Here is a 16,414-nt window from a genome sequence, read left to right as displayed (position 1 = left end):
AATAAAAGCGCAATATCTCTGAGGTTAGGCAGCCAATTTGAACGGTTATGCTTAGCTGGTTCATAACCTTTGGCTATTGGTATGTATGGTTTTTCCTAACAGGATGGACTGTTTAGATGAAACCTGCACATGAGTATGGTTCTGATGTATAGCAGAAAAAAAGGGGTGTTGTTATATGTATTTTTCCAAAATGACGAACATTCCATACACTAATCTTTTAAATTAGAAAAATAACTATAGCATTAAAATATGTAAATAGGGAATCTCCGTAAGTCATTCTGATTACTACATTACTAATTATGTGTAAAAAAACAAGGCACGATCATATCGCGCCTTGTTTAAATGATATTATGCAGATTTGCTTTCCGCTACAAGGAAGTCGATCGCTTTTTTAATTTTCAGGTCTTCTTCTACCATGTCTGTATTACCACCAAGCATTTGCTTCAGTTGGTCTACATCCGTTTGGTACATAGAAGCCATATTCTCAAGTTCTTCGTTCACATCTTCATCAGTTACTTGAACACTTTCAGATTCAGCGATTGCTTCTAGAACAAGATTTGTTTTCACACGCTTAGAAGCATCTTCACGCATTTGTTCTTTGAGAGCATCCTCATCTTGACCAGAGAATTGATAGTACATATCTAACGTCATACCTTGCATCTGTAGACGCTGCTCAAATTCTTTAAGCATACGGTCTAACTCTGTATCTACCATTGCGTCAGGTACGTCAATTTGTGCGTTGTCTGTTGCTTGGTTTACAAGCTCTTCACGCATTGTATTTTCTGCTTCACGGCTTTTCTCTTCTTGCAGGCGAGTTTTCGTCTTCTCTTTAAGCTCTGCAAGCGTTTCTACTTCCTCATCTACATCTTTAGCGAACTCATCATCCATTTCAGGAAGTTCTTTTGTTTTCACTTCATGGATTGTCACTTTGAATGTCGCAGCTTTACCAGCAAGCTCTTCAGCATGATATTCCTCTGGGAAGTTAACTTCAACCTCTGGTTCTTCACCAGATGCTTTACCGACTAGCTGTTCTTCAAAGCCTGGAATGAATGTGCCAGATCCGATTTCAAGAGAATAGTTATCTGCTTGACCACCCTCAAAAGCTTCACCGTCTACGAATCCTTCAAAATCCATTACTACGGTATCACCGTTCTCAATTGTACCTTCTTCTTTTACAACCAGTTCAGCTTGTTGCTCTTGTTGTTTTTTAAGTTCTTCTACTACATCTTCATCTGTAACTTCTGTGTCCTGCTTTTCTACTTCAAGACCTTTGTAATTGCCTAATTCTACCTCAGGCTTAACCGTAACCTTTGCAGTGAAGATAAGATTAGAGCCTTTCTCGATTTGATCCACATCAACTTCCGGACGATCTACAGGAGTGATACCCGCTTCGTCAATAGCGTTTGAATACGCCTCTGGAAGAATGATGTCTAGCGCATCTTGATATAAAGATTCTACTCCGAAGCGCTGTTCAAAAATTGGACGAGGTACTTTTCCTTTACGGAATCCAGGCACCTGAACATCTTTTACAACTTTTTTGAATGCTTGATCTAGGGCACGGTCAAATTCCTTTGAATCTACTTCTATAGTTAATTGACCTTCGTTACCCTCTAACTTTTCCCATTTTACTGACATGATATTCCCTCCAACATCTATAAATTCCATATCATTGTGTGTTTAGGTTGTTCTAAAAATGAATAAAAGAAGGTAGTTTAATTCGCAACCACCTTATTATAACATAATCCATATTGACTTCAACACTCATACTTGATATCAAAATAACAATCCAAGTCATATCTAGTCTCTATGCTTTTCTATTTCAAACTATCATATTTTACAGTTACCGCAAAATTAATTACTGTCCAGCACAGAAAAGTAATGAAGCTCATAGTATTCTATTTGCTGCTTCCAAACATTCACTTCTTCTTCTGGAAGAGCCATTTGCATGGGAAACTTCTCATTTTCGAGCTGCATGTATGTTTTACTTAACTCAAATAATGCTTTCGCTATGTAAGGCAGTTCTTCATCTTCCGGTACAATCGGGAATCTAACATACATGTAACGGAAAAGTAACTGTTGGATAAAATCGAACAAAGTAGGGTTATTTTGCTCTACTTCATTCAGCAAATGCAATATATGTATAGAGGCTGGATGGGATAACACGTCCGGTAAATCATTTGGTGTAACAACGGTTGTATTTCCCAGCTTTTGAATTTGTACCTTCCGTTCAACACCAGATACCTGCATCCATTGCAATAAAGCTGTCTTAATGACAGGCTGCACCTTTTCAAGCTCTAAGAACGGAACTAGCTGATCTACATAAGGTTTAACATCTACCTTTTTTAACTTCGATATTAACTGCCATTGAAGCTTTGTATCTTCTGTTTGAAGAGCAAGAACTAATTCATCCAGATTTTCAGCCTGTTCGGATTGAGCTTCATCTACCTTCAGCTTATCTGTTATTTCATACAGCTGCCAAAACTGCTGACGTATGTCATGTGGTATATCTGTGCTTTCAAACACTTCATCTAATAATTCTAACAGTTCATCGTATTGACCTGTTTGAAACAATACAGTTAAATAAATATGTAAGTATTGAAAATAATGATCGTCTTCTCTATGCATCAATTCCCTGCACAATGATTCCGCTTCTTTATATCTGCCAAGCTCCATTAAAGAAACCAGTTTTCCCGTTAACACTTCCGAGCTGGCAGCATCAAATTCTATTAACGTATCAAAGGATTGGATTGCTTGCTCGTATTTTTTTGACTTAAGAGCTGCAAGTCCCTCACTCTCCAGCGTCGATTTCCATTTCGGAAACAACACCACGTCGCCCTTTTCGTTGCTCATACCTTTACCTCCCTTCGCTATATTATTGTCTGTTATCCATTAGTATGTATTCCACCCCCTATTCTTCATACATAAACCTCTAACCTTCCTTATATGAATTTCGATATAAAGGACCAAAGTCCTTTAATAAACCTATCGTCTTTTCATGTAATACTTTCAAACATCATAACATTATTAACAGAAAAAACAATAACGATACCCACTTGATAGCCTAATAGAAGAGGATAAAAAAACAGACGTTAAGCATTTATGCTTACGTCTGTTTTTTACATAATAGAATGTCCCAGGAGAGATTCGAACTCCCGACCTACGGCTTAGAAGGCCGTTGCTCTATCCAGCTGAGCTACTGGGACATAATGATAACCGGTATTCAGTTGATTTAGTAAGAACTTGCTTTTATCAATCAAATTCTCAACTTAAACCATGTGGTGAAAAGGAACTATCCACCAGTATATGTAATGGAGCGGGTGATGGGAATCGAACCCACGACATCAGCTTGGAAGGCTGAGGTTTTACCACTAAACTACACCCGCAAATAGTGTTTCGTATGTAAGTCCTATCGAATGGGACAAAAATTATTATATGAGTTATTTGTTCATATGTCAATGGATTTGGGCAGAAGAATTTTTTATTCTTCTGCCGTTAAGTCTACATCCACTGTCATATCAGGGATTATAATACCTTGATCGGAATAAAATTCAATAGTCGCTTCGCTTGGTTCTTCCCAATAAAGGGTGGCATATGTTTTTTCATCTCTACCCCTAGGTAAACGTATGCTGCCAGGATTTATAAATAATTTGTCTTTCACCTTTTCGGCAGCTGCTGTATGAGAATGTCCGAAGCAAATAATGCTGGCACCTAATTCATCCGCCCGATACGATAATGGCATTAATGTGGATTTTACATTGTGAAGATGTCCATGTGTCGCAAAAATGCTCACATTCCCAACATCAATACTCACTTCCTCAGGGTATCGGTTATCCATATCGCAGTTACCTTGTACTTTATAGTAACCATGCATTGGTTCGGCATCATATGCAAGCTCTGAGTCTCCGCAATGGATCATAATGTCTACTTCGTCAGCGTGACGTTCTTTAATAGCTTGTACTTCATCTGTTAAGCCGTGACTATCGCTAATGATTAATACTTTAGGCACACTATCTCTCCTTATACCCTATTAGATTGAATGAATTCTTCCATCTGGCGTAATGCATCTGCTCTGTGACTAATCGCATTCTTTTCCTCTGCAGTTAGTTGGGCCATGGATACCTCATATCCTTGGGGCTGGAAAACTGGGTCATACCCAAACCCATTCTCCCCTTTCGAATGATACAGAATAGATCCTTCACACGTACCTCTTTTTAATACGGTTTCCTGACCGGGAACAGCAAGTGCTAATACACACACAAACCGAGCAGCCCTATTTTCTTTATCGCTCATTTCCTCTAATACCTTCTCAAGATTACGCTGGTCGTTTTTGTCCTCCCCCGCATACCGAGCAGAATATACGCCAGGTGCTTTATGAAGTGCATCTATTTCAAGACCTGAATCATCAGCAAGTACAGGAATCTCTAATAAAGAGGAAATTGTTTCTGCTTTTAACGCTGCATTTTCTTCAAAGGTAGCTCCTGTTTCTTCAACATCAGGAATATCCTTATCCAGCTCCTCTAATCCTACTGTTTGTATATTATATTTCGCAAATAATTCTCTGAATTCTTTTACTTTACCTTGGTTTTTAGTAGCGATAATAAAAGTTTCCATACTTATTTATCCTTTATCTCAAGATTGATTTTGGTTTCTATTACGATCAATGTGAGCAGTCCATTCTCCTAGCACCGCTTTTTGTTGATCAAAAATGTCATTCATCCCTTTTTGAGCCAGTTCTAGCATCTTTTGCAGTTGATTATAAGAAAAAGTAGCTTCTTCTCCAGTACCTTGCAACTCCACAAATTCTCCATTTCCTGTCATTACGACGTTCATATCCACTAATGCTTCCGAATCTTCTTCATAGCACAAATCCAAAATCTCTTCCTGATTAGGAAGTACACCTACGGAAGTGGCAGCCAAATAATCCTTAACAGGTAATTCTTTAATAGACTTGCTTTGTATTAATGTACCGAATGCCAGCACCATGGCCACATAAGCACCTGTGATAGAAGCTGTGCGCGTCCCTCCATCAGCCTGAACGACATCACAATCAATCCAAAGTGTACGCTCTCCAAATTTCTCTAAATCAACGACTGCCCGAAGAGCACGACCGATTAATCGTTGAATTTCCATTGTCCGGCCAGAAACTTTCCCCTTGGAGGATTCTCTTATATTACGTTGCTGGGTTGCACGTGGGAGCATAGAATACTCAGCAGTTACCCACCCCTTGCCTTGCCCTCTCATGAAAGGGGGTACACGATCTTCAATACTTGCGTTACATATTACTTTCGTATCTCCTACGCTAATTAACACCGATCCTTCAGGGTGTTTAACGTACCCTGTTTCCATATGTATAGCTCTTAACTCATTCTGATTCCGTTCGTCCGTTCTTTTCATGACTTGCTCCTCCTTCATCATATCCTTGCTCATCGTAACATATTTTTGAACAAAAGTTTAAATAGAACTACTTTATCTACATGTGAAAAATAGCCTGTCTCCGAACAGACCTTGGTTCCATCCATACATGTACTCTTCTAGTAACAAAAAAGGAAAGAGGCTATTATATTCTAGCCTCTTTATCCGTAGTATGTTATCTTTTCCTCGTTTAAAAACTACCAGTATTAACCATATCAGGCCTGGACACAGGTTTCGATAATACTGCTCCTTGCTCCGTATATACTTGATCGTTATTCTCTACCTTCACATCCACCGCCTCTACACCATCCTGCTCTGTCAAAGATAGCACCAGGGAATCCATCACCTTTTGGGAGAGAATTGATTGATCCTCGAAATTATTTAGAATATGCTCATTAAAAGTTAAGGTGAGCACTCCATCTTTGTATTCCGGATTTTCTAACAGCTCTACCCCTTCGTTAAAAACACTTAATAGATTTAAATCATACGAAGGGCCATTCACTAATGATTGGACCACTGCTTTATATTCTTCCCCTTCCACAACATCCATGCGTTTTGTGACTGGTACATAATAAAAATGCTCATCATGCTGAGATGGATAATAAACTGTTACCGATTTACTATCCGTTAAATCCATGACATCTCCCACATGAATATTGATACCGTTTGCCCGAGAATATCCATCCTTCATTGGAGTACCATTAACTGGCATTTCCTCTGTAGCATGACCATTTATTTGCAGCATGACCTTCTTTACATTATCAAATTGAGTAAGCGTATAAGTCATCGATTGGAGTATTTTCAATTCATCTTCCGGTCGATACTCAGCAAATTCTTTAGAAACATCCACCACTAGTGTTCCATCTTCTTTTAAATTCAACCCGTTAATTTGGGTTCCAGCAGGAAGAACAGCTTGGAAGCCATTAGGGAGTACTTCTGTAACAGGCCCGCCTTTTACTAAAAACTCTAGCGCCTGCTTCGCTACTTCATTGGAGTCCGTTTTCGGTAATGGAACGGATCGAGGCACCACCATTCCATTTTGATCTAATAAGTATAATTGTCTATCTATGGTTTCTGAAACTACTTCCTCTTCTGCCTGCCCTTGTTCAGATTTGGAAGAGGCCTCAGAATTCTTATCTTCATTTACTGCTTCATTGGTTGTCTCGTCTTGAGGAGCGTCCATTTCTTCCAGTGTCTGCTCACCCTGGAACACACACCCTGATAAAAGTACCGCACTAAAAGCTATTCCTATAAACGATAAAGCACGCTTTCGCATGTTTTCCCCTCCTATGATGGTTTGTACTACCATATATACGAGCTCTTTTATAGTTTTAGACCATGGGATAGATTATTTTTGCAGGGAAGGGAGAAAGGATAATGAAAACAGCACCGCCCACTTGCTCATACGGACGATTTACCACTTTTAAATATAGATTAGCTCAAACATCACACTCATCCACAGCTAGAATTCATACTTAAATTAAGCTGATCGCCAATGTAGTCCTTCTAAACACATAAAAAAGCCGGCATAAAACATGCCGGGCTTTAATTATGGGTATTGATACCTTCCAAATCAAGCAAGCGTATGTTGAAAATTGGTTCATCAAACCAATCATTTGCCACTTGTTCAAATAGGTCCTTATCTCCTGTTGCGTAAAAGTGGTGCTCTGGAACACGCTCGCCTTCGTATAATGAATTATAGTAGTCTAGAATAACGCTCACTTCACGAGCTGTTTCATCTCCAGAACATATGATAGTTATTTGATCGCCCATTACTTCCTGAATCGTATCCTCCAGCAATGGGTAATGGGTACACCCAAGTATCAGTGTATCAATGTGATTGGATTCCTTCATTGGCTGAAGAGTTTCGCTCACAACATGTTTTGCCCGCGGCCCTGATAGTATCCCCTGCTCTACAAGCGGCACAAAAGGTGGGCAGGCTAAGCTGTTCACATGTATATGAGCATTAATGTGCTGAAGCGCATCCGTATATGCTCTGCTCGATATGGTGCCTTCAGTTCCTATAACGCCAATATGTAGATTTTTAGTGGATTTAATAGCCGCTCGTGCCCCCGGTTGAATGACACCGATAACAGGGATATCCAGCTCCTTCTTAAGCTCTTCCAATGTAAAGGCTGTCGCTGTATTACACGCTATTACTAGCATTTTAATATGCTTGGTTAATAGGAAGTTTACCATTTGCCATGTGAATTCTCTTACTTCTTGTTCGGGTCTTGGGCCATAAGGACAACGTAACGTATCGCCAACATATATCAGTTCTTCGTTAGGAAGCTGTCTCATTAACTCTCTAGCAACCGTCATGCCACCTACTCCCGAATCTATGACGCCAATAGGTCGGTTCAAAAATAATCGCCTCTTTTACTTTTAATCGGTATTAACTTCGGCTTGCGGATCCATCATTTCATCATGCATGGCGTTCAGCAGTTGCCGGAATAAGGAAACCTGTTCCTCAGAGAAAGTTCGTAACACTTGTTCTAGGTATGCCTGTCGTTTCTCAATTACTTCATGAATAATTGCTTCACCCTTCGTCTGTAGATGAATACGAACTACCCTTCTATCTTTTTTATCTCTAATTCGTTTAACTAACTCATTATTTTCCATCCGGTCAATAAGATCAGTTGTAGTGCTGCAGGCTAGATACATTTTATTAGATAATTCTCCAATTGTCATATCACCAGACTCTAACAGCCACTGAAGTGCAACAAATTGAGGAGGGGTTATCGGATAATGGTGTAATATTTCTCTACCCTTTTGCTTAATGTCACCGGCTATATATCGTAATTTTTTTTCAATATCAGCTATGGATGCTTCTGTTGTTGTTACATGATCCAAAGGACGTTCCTCCTTCTGAACTAGTTATACTCATTGTTACGGTTTTTCACTAAAATTGCAAGAAAGGAACATACCATTTGGTTCATACTAATGGAAAAGATAGAAACCGACTTCCGTCAGAAGCCGGTCTCCAACTATAACTTGAGTTCCCCCATACGAAGGAGCTCAACAACAGCCTGAGAACGCCCCTTTACGCCAAGCTTTTGCATAGCGTTAGAAATATGGTTTCGTACGGTTTTTTCAGATATGAAAAGTTCTTGAGCGATATCTTTAGTCGTTTTGTCCTGCACTAGCAATTCGAAGACCTCTTTTTCCCGTTTCGTCAGTAGTTGCTTCGGCTTATAGTCTTTGTCCTTCAAATGTAAACCCCTCCTTGCTGACTTAGAGCTGCATAAACGAGGGTAGTTATTTAGTCTTTACATCTTATGAAGGAACCGCCGCTGCTGTGCCACGATATAGAACCTCATTTTACGATTCTGAAATAAGTCCAAGCTCCTTTGCTTTCATTAACGCTTCTGTTCTGGAGCGAACCTCTAACTTGTTAAAGATTCCAGTTAGGGTGTACTCCACACTTCGTTGAGACATATGTAGGTTTTGAGCAATATGCCGATTGGTAAGCCCTTTAGACACCTCAATTAAAATACTTTGTTCCTTCTCATTTAAGGATATGGATTTAGTTTGTGTTTCTTGTTCATCATCCAAGGAAGGCGGACTAGCCTTCGCCTCCACTCTTCTCAACTGTTTAAATAAGTGTACCGGAACTACAACTTCTTCCCTAAGGGCGCAATGGATTGCCGTCACTAGTTGTTCTTTAGACGCGGTTTTACTCACGAAACCGGATATATTCGCTTCTACAAGCAGATTGAAGTGCGTATTTAAATCAAATCCAGTATAAATAAGAACTTTTAAATCAGGGTATTGTAGCCTTATTTGTTTTGTGAGTTCAATTCCATTCAGCCCTGGCATATACAAATCAAGTAATACAACATCATATTGATTTGCTTTAATTTGCTCCTCTGCCTCTAAGCTATCAGAAATCACATCCACTTCCATATCTTCTTCCTGCTCGAGCAGTGTTTTGGTTCCAGTCCCGACAGCTGGATGGTCATCAACAATTAATATACGAATCATAATGGTCTCCTCCCCCCATGATTGACAGCTTGATACAACACAACGTTTAACTGAAATCCTTCGTTTGGCTCTGAATATATGGTAATTTCCCCATTTAAACCGTTTACTCGCTGTTCAATACTAGATAGACCCATATGAGCAAAGGAATCAATGGGGGCCTCCATGTCCATCCCAACTCCATTATCAATATATTGCAGTTCTACATCTCCATTATTTTCTTTCAACGATAGCATGACCTTACTCGCTTCAGAGTGTTTCATTGCATTTGTCAGCAGCTCTTGCACCATTCTGTACAAACCAAGTACGTATTCACTATTTAACTCAGCACGAAAATAACTGCTGTCAAATTGAACCGTAAAGTTAGAGCGCAGCTGATAAACCTCAATAAGGTTTTCAAGAGAAGGGACAAGACCCATTTCTTCTAAGAAGGGTGGACGAAGCTCGTTACAGGTTTCTCGAATAAGATGGATATTGTCCAACATTTGCTCTCTCAAATGTACTAATTTCTCCTCTACATCTTCTTGTAGTGTGGAGTCATATCGGTTAATAAAATCATCCATCTGCCGATACAGAAATAATTGTTCCTGCAGAACTGTATCATGAAGATCTACTGCAATTTGCTTGCGTTGATTCTCAGACAAGGAGAACAATAATCTGGAAAGCCACATCGGATAGTGTTGCTGTGTATCGTTTTTCACCAGCTGTAACTCCTGAAATAAGTCTTCAATCAATAACAGATTTTCAAAGGCGATATTTGCATTATAGGACATTGTTTGCAGATAAGATTTTTCATCTAAGTTCAGTACTGTTTTGTTTGGTTTTTCAGAACAATATAGGTATGTTATTTTACTAACTGTGTGCCCAACGATTAGCACGTAACCCTCGTGCTTCTTCAAATACACAAGTGTTCCAGCCTCAGCACTCTCTTCCTTAATTCGTTGTTCACATTCCCTCATCAATTCCTCAGAAATGGAGTAATACACACAAAAATAATTAGAGATAGTATTTTTCGAGAAGATATGTACCATCTCCACCCCAATTACATCGAGCAATTCTCTGCGGAGTCTGGTGAATAGGCCTATTGCATGCTTCTCTGACTTCATTTCCTGCACAAAGCGCTGCATACTATGATTGTAATTGTTCTTTTCTGTAAAGAGATTTCGCTGGATGCGAAAGTCAAAGATTTCCTTTACATATAAGAATACAATTAGCATAAACCAGATACTGAAAAACAATTGAAACACGTGCCGAATTTCCCAATTAAAATCAATTAACAGCATAACGAGCAATAGCAACAAACTAGTGGGCACTACAGAAACGTACGCATAATACCTCACTCTTCCTATTACAAAGTCAATATCGAACAGCCGCTGAGCTGTAATAAGATAGATAAATGTAATGGGTAAAGCCAATAAAAAGATCAAAGTAATTTCAGCAGAAACAATGTTAACTTGAAACATGTATTGGGGAAGCAGCGAGAAAAAAGTAAATGGTATAAAGGCTGCAAAAATACCATACACCAAGTATTGAAGAATAGGTGCATATGGTGTTTTCCGAAACAATATATACCCTTTCACTACAATAATAAGAGCAGTCATGGCGAATGCCACAAATAATACTGATATTAATTGAGGATACCAGCTTGGATACCATTCCACATAAAAAAAGAAGGCTTCTATTATTGCTGCTAGAAGAGCAATTACTTTCATACCCTGAAAGGTTGCCCTTGAAAACCACCGTTCACGGAACGTCTTGAAGTAACTGTCTATGAAATCAAGCAGCAGCGCTGGTGTAAGTAAGAACATCAAAGTATTGGTGAAGGTCGAAACATATTCTCCTCTTGCTGTGCCGCTTCCTGCCAAGTAAGCCAGACCGATTGCCAGAAAGAAGAGCGTCAATCGGTTTCCAGCTTCATCATATCGTTTATGCCAAATAATAAAGAGGGAGAGGAGCAGCATTATAACCATAAATATGGATGGGAAAATAATATAAAACAGCCATTGGTCTAAACTGACCTCCTGCTCTATCCTTGTGAACGTGGTTGGCTGCCCTAATAGTAAAGTGATTGAGGAAGCCTTCTCAATGGTTTGAAACATTAATACTGTAGAATGTTCTTCTGGTGATTTCCCATCAATGGCCTGTACGATGGTGCCCTTTTCAATGTCATGCTTATCTGACCAACTGTGAGGTGCAACGCCTTCTACCACCCACTGCCCACTAGCATTCTCCTCCACATCAATTCCAATATAAGGGTACATTAAAATAACCCCTATTAAATAGGCAGACAGAAGAAGCACACATCCAATTAATATAAATAGTCGATTATGACGAAGTGATTTCGCTGTGAACATACACGTACCTCTTTTAAGTGTTTGTTTCTTTATCTAACTGTTAATTTAATCATATTCTACGTATCTCTATCAACTAGAGCTGGTATTTCCTACTTCCATTAGTGCTGCAGCCTCTTTTATTTCCCGGGGAATTTCGACAGGCTTCCCTGTATTCGGATTTATTTGCACGATTCTCCCCCTAGCTGTTAAACACACCTCTTCTTTTTCATTTATTGCCATGTAATGAAGGTCATAGGATGTATTTCCAATGTAATGGATTTTGACAAAAACCTTCAGTACTTGATCAAAATAAACTTGTTGTAAAAAGTCACACTGAAGATCGGCAGCAACAGGAACACTCTCTGCTTCCTTATGTATTTCCCCAAATGTTCCATAGCTTTTAAGAAATTCTATTCTCGCTTCCTCGAAGTAAACAAAGGGAGCAGTATTATTCATATGACCAAGCATATCAGTTTCGGAGAATCTAACTTTAACTGGTATGTAGAAGGAAAAACCATCGTACCATTCTTGCATATTTTCTATATAGGATATTTTCTTCATTGTATCCTACCTCCTGTTATACTCGTTATCTCAAGACACATATAAATCCTAGCACATCGATTGTGCTAGGATTTATTATGTTCGTAGTAAATCGTTTATGGTTATACTTTATGGTCACTTCCGAAAAAGCTCTTAAAGGAGTGCAGAGTAGTTTCCCGGTTCATGGATGCAATAGAATCAGTTAAAGGAATTCCTTTAGGACACGATTGCACACAGTTTTGAGAGTTACCACACTCTGCGAGGCCTCCCTCATCCATCAACGCTTCGAGTCGCTCATTCTTATTCATCGCACCAGTCGGATGAGCATTCATTAACCGTACTTGAGAAATGGCAGCAGGGCCGATGAAATCAGATTTACTGTTCACATTTGGACATGCCTCTAAACATACACCACAAGTCATACACTTAGATAACTCATAAGCCCACTGGCGGCGGTTTTCCGGCATTTTTGGACCTGGGCCAAGGTCGTATGTTCCATCAATTGGCACCCACGCTTTAACTTGTTTAAGTGCGTCAAACATACGACTTCTATCCACTGCAAGGTCACGTGTTACTGGGAAGGTTGTCATTGGAGCCAATCGAACTGGCTGCTCTAGCTGGTCTACTAGTGCGGTACAGGATTGGCGCGGCTTTCCGTTTATGACCATGGAGCATGCGCCACAAACCTCTTCCAGACAGCCCATATCCCAATATACAGGAGTTGTATCCTGACCATTAGCATTTACAGGATTACGACGAATTTCCATTAGGGCAGAGATAACATTCATGTTATTTCTGTATGGCACATGAAACGTTTCTTCATAAGGTGCTGACTCCGGATCATCTTGACGAGTAATAATAAGTGTAATATGGTTATTTTCTTCACTCATTATTTGTTACCCCCTTTACTATTTACTCTTCGAGTAGTCTCTCTTCCGTGGTTCAATTAAGGAAGTATCTACATCTTCATATTCAAATACCGGTGAGTTCGTTTCCGGATCAAACGAAGCTTTTGTAGTTTTCAGCCATTCTTCATCATTACGGTCAGGAAAGTCCGGTTTATAGTGAGCTCCACGGCTTTCATTTCGGTTATACGCCCCAATTGTAATGACACGTGCTAGATGAAGCATGTTCTCTAATTGACGGATGAACATTGCACCCTGGTTACTCCATCTAGTTGTATCATTCACGTTAATATCCTTGAATCTTTCTTGTAGCTCTTGTATTTTCTCATCGGTCTGCTGAAGTTTATCATTTTTACGGACAACGGTAACATTATCGGTCATCCACTCCCCAAGCTCTTTGTGGATTTGATACGCATTTTCTTTACCATCCATTTTCATGATTGCTTCAAACTTGTCTTGCTCTTCCTTAAGCTTCTGGTCAAATAAATCAGAGTGCATATCTTCTGCAATATGGTCTAGACCTTGCACATATTTTACAGCGTTTGGCCCTGCTTCCATCCCACCAAAGATGGATGATAGTAAGGAGTTGGCACCTAGACGGTTACCGCCATGCTGTGTATAATCACATTCCCCTGCTGCAAACACTCCAGGTATAGTGGTCATTTGATCATAGTCCACATACAACCCACCCATAGAATAGTGAACTGCAGGGAATATTTTCATCGGCACTTTACGAGGATCATCACCGACAAATTTTTCATAGATTTCAATAATACCGCCAAGCTTGACATCCAGCTCTTTAGAATCCTTGTGAGAAAGGTCTAAGTAAACCATGTTCTCTCCATTAATTCCTAGCTTTTGATTCACGCACACATCGAAAATTTCTCGAGTTGCTATATCACGCGGAACCAGGTTACCATAGGCTGGATATTTTTCCTCTAGGAAATACCAAGGCTCGCCATCTTTATAAGTCCATACACGTCCGCCTTCACCACGAGCGGATTCACTCATTAGGCGAAGTTTATCGTCTCCTGGTATGGCTGTAGGGTGAATTTGGATAAATTCCCCGTTTGCATATACTGCCCCTTGTTGGTACAGAGCGGATGCAGCGGAGCCTGTATTAATAACTGAGTTAGTAGATTTACCAAATATAATTCCAGGTCCGCCAGTTGCGATAATAGTAGCGTCTGCAGGAAACGCTTTAATCTCGTGGCTGTTTAAGTTCTGTGCTACTACACCACGACTTATACCTTCTTCATCGGTAATAGCAGAAAGGAATTCCCAGCCCTCATATTTCGTTACTAAACCAGCCACCTCATGCCTACGTACCTGCTCGTCCAACGCATACAGCAGCTGCTGACCCGTTGTTGCACCAGCATAAGCTGTGCGGTGGTGCTGTGTTCCACCGAAACGGCGAAAATCAAGAAGTCCTTCTGGAGTTCTATTAAACATAACTCCCATACGATCTAACATATGAATTATACTTGGTGCAGCATCACACATAGCTTTTACTGGAGGCTGATTAGCCAAAAAGTCTCCACCGTAAACTGTATCATCAAAGTGCTCCCAAGGAGAGTCTCCCTCTCCTTTAGTATTAACTGCTCCATTAATTCCACCTTGTGCACACACAGAGTGAGATCGCTTCACTGGTACAAGTGATAACAAGGTGACATGGACACCTGCTTCAGCGGCTTTAATGGTAGCCATTAAGCCTGCCAGGCCTCCGCCAACAACAACGATGTTTTGATTACTCATGGTACTGCTCACTCCCTTTCATTCGCGTTACGAACGACAACTTATATAAACGAAATAATATTAGTTTATGATTATACAAATGCAAGAATAGCTCTTACACCAATGACACTTAGTACAATAAACACACCTAGTGTAAAGTACGTGGAAATCTTTTGAGAACGAGGAGACAATGTGATACCCCACGTAACAAGGAAAGACCAAAGTCCATTGGAAAAGTGGAATGTAGTAGAAATGACACCCACTAAATAAAAAACAAGCATGATAGGATTACTCAAAATACCCTCCATTAAGGAAAAGTTAACTTCTGTATTCCCTAATGCATATTGAATACGCGTTTCCCAAACATGCCAGGTAACGAAAATTAACGTTATTACTCCGGAAATACGCTGCAAATAAAACATCCAGTTTCGGAAATAACCATATCTTGACACGTTATTTTTCGATGTAAAGGCTATGTACACACCGTAAATAGCGTGGAAATACAGTGGAATAAAAATAATGAATAGCTCAAGAAACACTCGGAATGGAAGAGCTTCCATAAAGTGAGCTGCATTATTAAAAGCTTCTGGTCCACGTGTTGCAAAATGGTTGACGATTAAGTGCTGGATCAAAAAAATTCCAACTGGTATGACTCCTAGTAATGAATGTAATCTGCGAAAGAAAAACTCTCGATTTGCTGCCATTTGTGACGTTTACCCCCCTCAAGAATAAATAACCCTCTAACAATATGCACTTTTCAGACAATAAAGCGCTTTAAATAGATGCAAAAAAAATTTAACATCATTATTTGTCGGCATTTGTCTGTAAAAATGTAAAATTTGTAACACGTATATTGTACTCCTACCCATTGGAAGCGTCAAGGAAACTTGTAGTTTATGATGGGTCAGAAGGTAGTTCTCGCTTTATTTCCCACTAAATCCATCTATTCACTTATCTATATAGTAACATGTACCAAAAACTTATGCTTAAATCATGCTTTCTACCATTGCACTGCACCTAGTTTGCCTGTAATAATTATTAGTAGACAGAGAGGATGAACACAATGAACGATCAGATTGCCAATTTATTTGACCAATACAAAGATATCCCTTCTACCCTTATTGGACACGAAGTTTTACGCACTCAACTGCTTCCTGAGCTTCTTGGTAAAGATCAAGACACTATCCTATACATAATGGGAAAGAATCTAGCTCGCCATTATCCGTGTGATTCGTTAGATGAACTCCAAACCTTCTTTGCTGCTATGAATTGGGACCAGCTTATGATTGAGAAAGAGAAAAAAAAGGAGTACTTTTTTACTTTAACGGGAGAGCTAACAGAAAAACGCCTATCTTATGACACTCCATACTCTTTTAAATTGGAAGCTGGGTTTCTAGCCGAGCAAGTAACGTTGCTCACAGAAAAGCAAGCCGAGTGCGCCTATGAAATATTAAAGAAGAAAAAGGGAGTAAGCTTCCACGTTCTTACCGTATAAAGAGGAGCGAATAC

The 16,414-nt window shown here is 39.6% G+C and carries 16 protein-coding genes and 2 tRNA genes; 1 reads left to right on the top strand and 17 read right to left on the bottom strand.

Annotation, left to right across the window (positions count from 1 at the left end; translation table 11 throughout):
• Nucleotides 1-348: 348 nt before the first annotated feature.
• The 17 genes from tig to ACFFGV_RS02205 form a co-directional block, all read right to left on the bottom strand.
• Nucleotides 349-1,635, bottom strand: a complete 1,287-nt coding sequence (gene tig / locus ACFFGV_RS02285) for a trigger factor (protein WP_377344951.1) — start codon at nucleotides 1,633-1,635, stop codon at nucleotides 349-351.
• A gap of 216 nt (nucleotides 1,636-1,851) precedes the next feature.
• Nucleotides 1,852-2,850: a tetratricopeptide repeat protein gene (locus ACFFGV_RS02280; RefSeq protein WP_377344950.1), complete on the bottom strand. Its 999-nt coding sequence runs from the start codon at nucleotides 2,848-2,850 to the stop codon at nucleotides 1,852-1,854.
• A 279-nt stretch (nucleotides 2,851-3,129) separates the two neighbouring features.
• Nucleotides 3,130-3,203: transfer RNA gene (locus tag ACFFGV_RS02275), tRNA-Arg, on the bottom strand.
• Nucleotides 3,204-3,309: 106 nt separating this feature from the next.
• Nucleotides 3,310-3,383: transfer RNA gene (locus ACFFGV_RS02270), tRNA-Gly, on the bottom strand.
• Between the two features lie 95 nt (nucleotides 3,384-3,478).
• The gene (locus ACFFGV_RS02265; protein WP_377344949.1) at nucleotides 3,479-4,006 is read right to left on the bottom strand and encodes a metallophosphoesterase; all 528 of its coding nucleotides are present in this window, start codon (nucleotides 4,004-4,006) and stop codon (nucleotides 3,479-3,481) included.
• Nucleotides 4,007-4,017: 11 nt separating this feature from the next.
• Entirely contained in the window at nucleotides 4,018-4,611 is a 594-nt protein-coding gene (locus tag ACFFGV_RS02260; protein WP_377344948.1) for an XTP/dITP diphosphatase, read from the bottom strand.
• 18 nt (nucleotides 4,612-4,629) lie between these two features.
• Entirely contained in the window at nucleotides 4,630-5,394 is a 765-nt protein-coding gene (gene rph, locus ACFFGV_RS02255) for a ribonuclease PH (RefSeq protein ID WP_377344947.1), read from the bottom strand.
• A gap of 208 nt (nucleotides 5,395-5,602) precedes the next feature.
• On the bottom strand, nucleotides 5,603-6,688 hold the full coding sequence (locus ACFFGV_RS02250; RefSeq protein ID WP_377344946.1) for a GerMN domain-containing protein: 1,086 nt from the start codon (nucleotides 6,686-6,688) through the stop codon (nucleotides 5,603-5,605).
• 269 nt (nucleotides 6,689-6,957) lie between these two features.
• Nucleotides 6,958-7,776 (bottom strand): glutamate racemase, encoded by an 819-nt coding sequence (racE, locus tag ACFFGV_RS02245; protein ID WP_377344945.1) that lies wholly within the window; start codon nucleotides 7,774-7,776, stop codon nucleotides 6,958-6,960.
• A 21-nt stretch (nucleotides 7,777-7,797) separates the two neighbouring features.
• Nucleotides 7,798-8,265: a MarR family winged helix-turn-helix transcriptional regulator gene (locus tag ACFFGV_RS02240; RefSeq protein WP_377344944.1), complete on the bottom strand. Its 468-nt coding sequence runs from the start codon at nucleotides 8,263-8,265 to the stop codon at nucleotides 7,798-7,800.
• Between the two features lie 134 nt (nucleotides 8,266-8,399).
• Nucleotides 8,400-8,624, bottom strand: coding sequence for a helix-turn-helix domain-containing protein (locus ACFFGV_RS02235; protein WP_377344943.1), 225 nt, complete (start codon nucleotides 8,622-8,624; stop codon nucleotides 8,400-8,402).
• 109 nt (nucleotides 8,625-8,733) lie between these two features.
• Complete coding sequence (locus tag ACFFGV_RS02230; RefSeq protein ID WP_377344942.1) at nucleotides 8,734-9,396, bottom strand: response regulator transcription factor; 663 nt, start codon at nucleotides 9,394-9,396, stop codon at nucleotides 8,734-8,736.
• A complete protein-coding gene (locus ACFFGV_RS02225) occupies nucleotides 9,393-11,747 on the bottom strand; it encodes an ATP-binding protein (RefSeq protein WP_377344941.1) in 2,355 nt (784 codons plus the stop codon). Before ACFFGV_RS02225 ends, ACFFGV_RS02230 begins: the two co-directional genes overlap by 4 nt.
• A 69-nt stretch (nucleotides 11,748-11,816) precedes the next feature.
• Complete coding sequence (locus tag ACFFGV_RS02220; RefSeq protein ID WP_377344940.1) at nucleotides 11,817-12,287, bottom strand: acyl-CoA thioesterase; 471 nt, start codon at nucleotides 12,285-12,287, stop codon at nucleotides 11,817-11,819.
• A 101-nt stretch (nucleotides 12,288-12,388) separates the two neighbouring features.
• Nucleotides 12,389-13,156 (bottom strand): succinate dehydrogenase iron-sulfur subunit, encoded by a 768-nt coding sequence (gene sdhB / locus ACFFGV_RS02215; protein ID WP_377344939.1) that lies wholly within the window; start codon nucleotides 13,154-13,156, stop codon nucleotides 12,389-12,391.
• A gap of 18 nt (nucleotides 13,157-13,174) precedes the next feature.
• On the bottom strand, nucleotides 13,175-14,926 hold the full coding sequence (gene sdhA / locus ACFFGV_RS02210) for a succinate dehydrogenase flavoprotein subunit (RefSeq protein WP_377344938.1): 1,752 nt from the start codon (nucleotides 14,924-14,926) through the stop codon (nucleotides 13,175-13,177).
• A 71-nt stretch (nucleotides 14,927-14,997) separates the two neighbouring features.
• On the bottom strand, nucleotides 14,998-15,609 hold the full coding sequence (locus tag ACFFGV_RS02205; RefSeq protein WP_377344937.1) for a succinate dehydrogenase cytochrome b558 subunit: 612 nt from the start codon (nucleotides 15,607-15,609) through the stop codon (nucleotides 14,998-15,000).
• A gap of 359 nt (nucleotides 15,610-15,968) precedes the next feature.
• On the opposite strand from ACFFGV_RS02205, the gene ACFFGV_RS02200 reads away from it, so the two are divergent.
• Nucleotides 15,969-16,400: a DUF2507 domain-containing protein gene (locus ACFFGV_RS02200; RefSeq protein WP_377344936.1), complete on the top strand. Its 432-nt coding sequence runs from the start codon at nucleotides 15,969-15,971 to the stop codon at nucleotides 16,398-16,400.
• The last annotated feature ends 14 nt before the right edge of the window (nucleotides 16,401-16,414 follow it).

It is taken from the genome of Pontibacillus salicampi (assembly GCF_042434395.1).
Taxonomy (GTDB): domain Bacteria; phylum Bacillota; class Bacilli; order Bacillales; family BH030062; genus Pontibacillus; species Pontibacillus salicampi.
Note: the sequence above shows the minus strand (reverse complement) of the source record. Positions and strands in the feature narration are given on the sequence as shown.

What these genes read in the sequence shown, in the direction of transcription:
- tig (WP_377344951.1), bottom strand. Translation starts at nt 1,635, where the DNA reads ATGTCAGTAAAATGGGAAAAGTTAGAGGGTAACGAAGGTCAATTAACT.
- ACFFGV_RS02280 (WP_377344950.1), bottom strand. Translation starts at nt 2,850, where the DNA reads ATGAGCAACGAAAAGGGCGACGTGGTGTTGTTTCCGAAATGGAAATCG.
- ACFFGV_RS02250 (WP_377344946.1), bottom strand. Translation starts at nt 6,688, where the DNA reads ATGCGAAAGCGTGCTTTATCGTTTATAGGAATAGCTTTTAGTGCGGTA.
- sdhB (WP_377344939.1), bottom strand. Translation starts at nt 13,156, where the DNA reads ATGAGTGAAGAAAATAACCATATTACACTTATTATTACTCGTCAAGAT.
- rph (WP_377344947.1), bottom strand. Translation starts at nt 5,394, where the DNA reads ATGAAAAGAACGGACGAACGGAATCAGAATGAGTTAAGAGCTATACAT.
- ACFFGV_RS02260 (WP_377344948.1), bottom strand. Translation starts at nt 4,611, where the DNA reads ATGGAAACTTTTATTATCGCTACTAAAAACCAAGGTAAAGTAAAAGAA.
- ACFFGV_RS02230 (WP_377344942.1), bottom strand. Translation starts at nt 9,396, where the DNA reads ATGATTCGTATATTAATTGTTGATGACCATCCAGCTGTCGGGACTGGA.
- sdhA (WP_377344938.1), bottom strand. Translation starts at nt 14,926, where the DNA reads ATGAGTAATCAAAACATCGTTGTTGTTGGCGGAGGCCTGGCAGGCTTA.
- ACFFGV_RS02200 (WP_377344936.1), top strand. Translation starts at nt 15,969, where the DNA reads ATGAACGATCAGATTGCCAATTTATTTGACCAATACAAAGATATCCCT.
- ACFFGV_RS02205 (WP_377344937.1), bottom strand. Translation starts at nt 15,609, where the DNA reads ATGGCAGCAAATCGAGAGTTTTTCTTTCGCAGATTACATTCATTACTA.
- ACFFGV_RS02220 (WP_377344940.1), bottom strand. Translation starts at nt 12,287, where the DNA reads ATGAAGAAAATATCCTATATAGAAAATATGCAAGAATGGTACGATGGT.
- ACFFGV_RS02225 (WP_377344941.1), bottom strand. Translation starts at nt 11,747, where the DNA reads ATGTTCACAGCGAAATCACTTCGTCATAATCGACTATTTATATTAATT.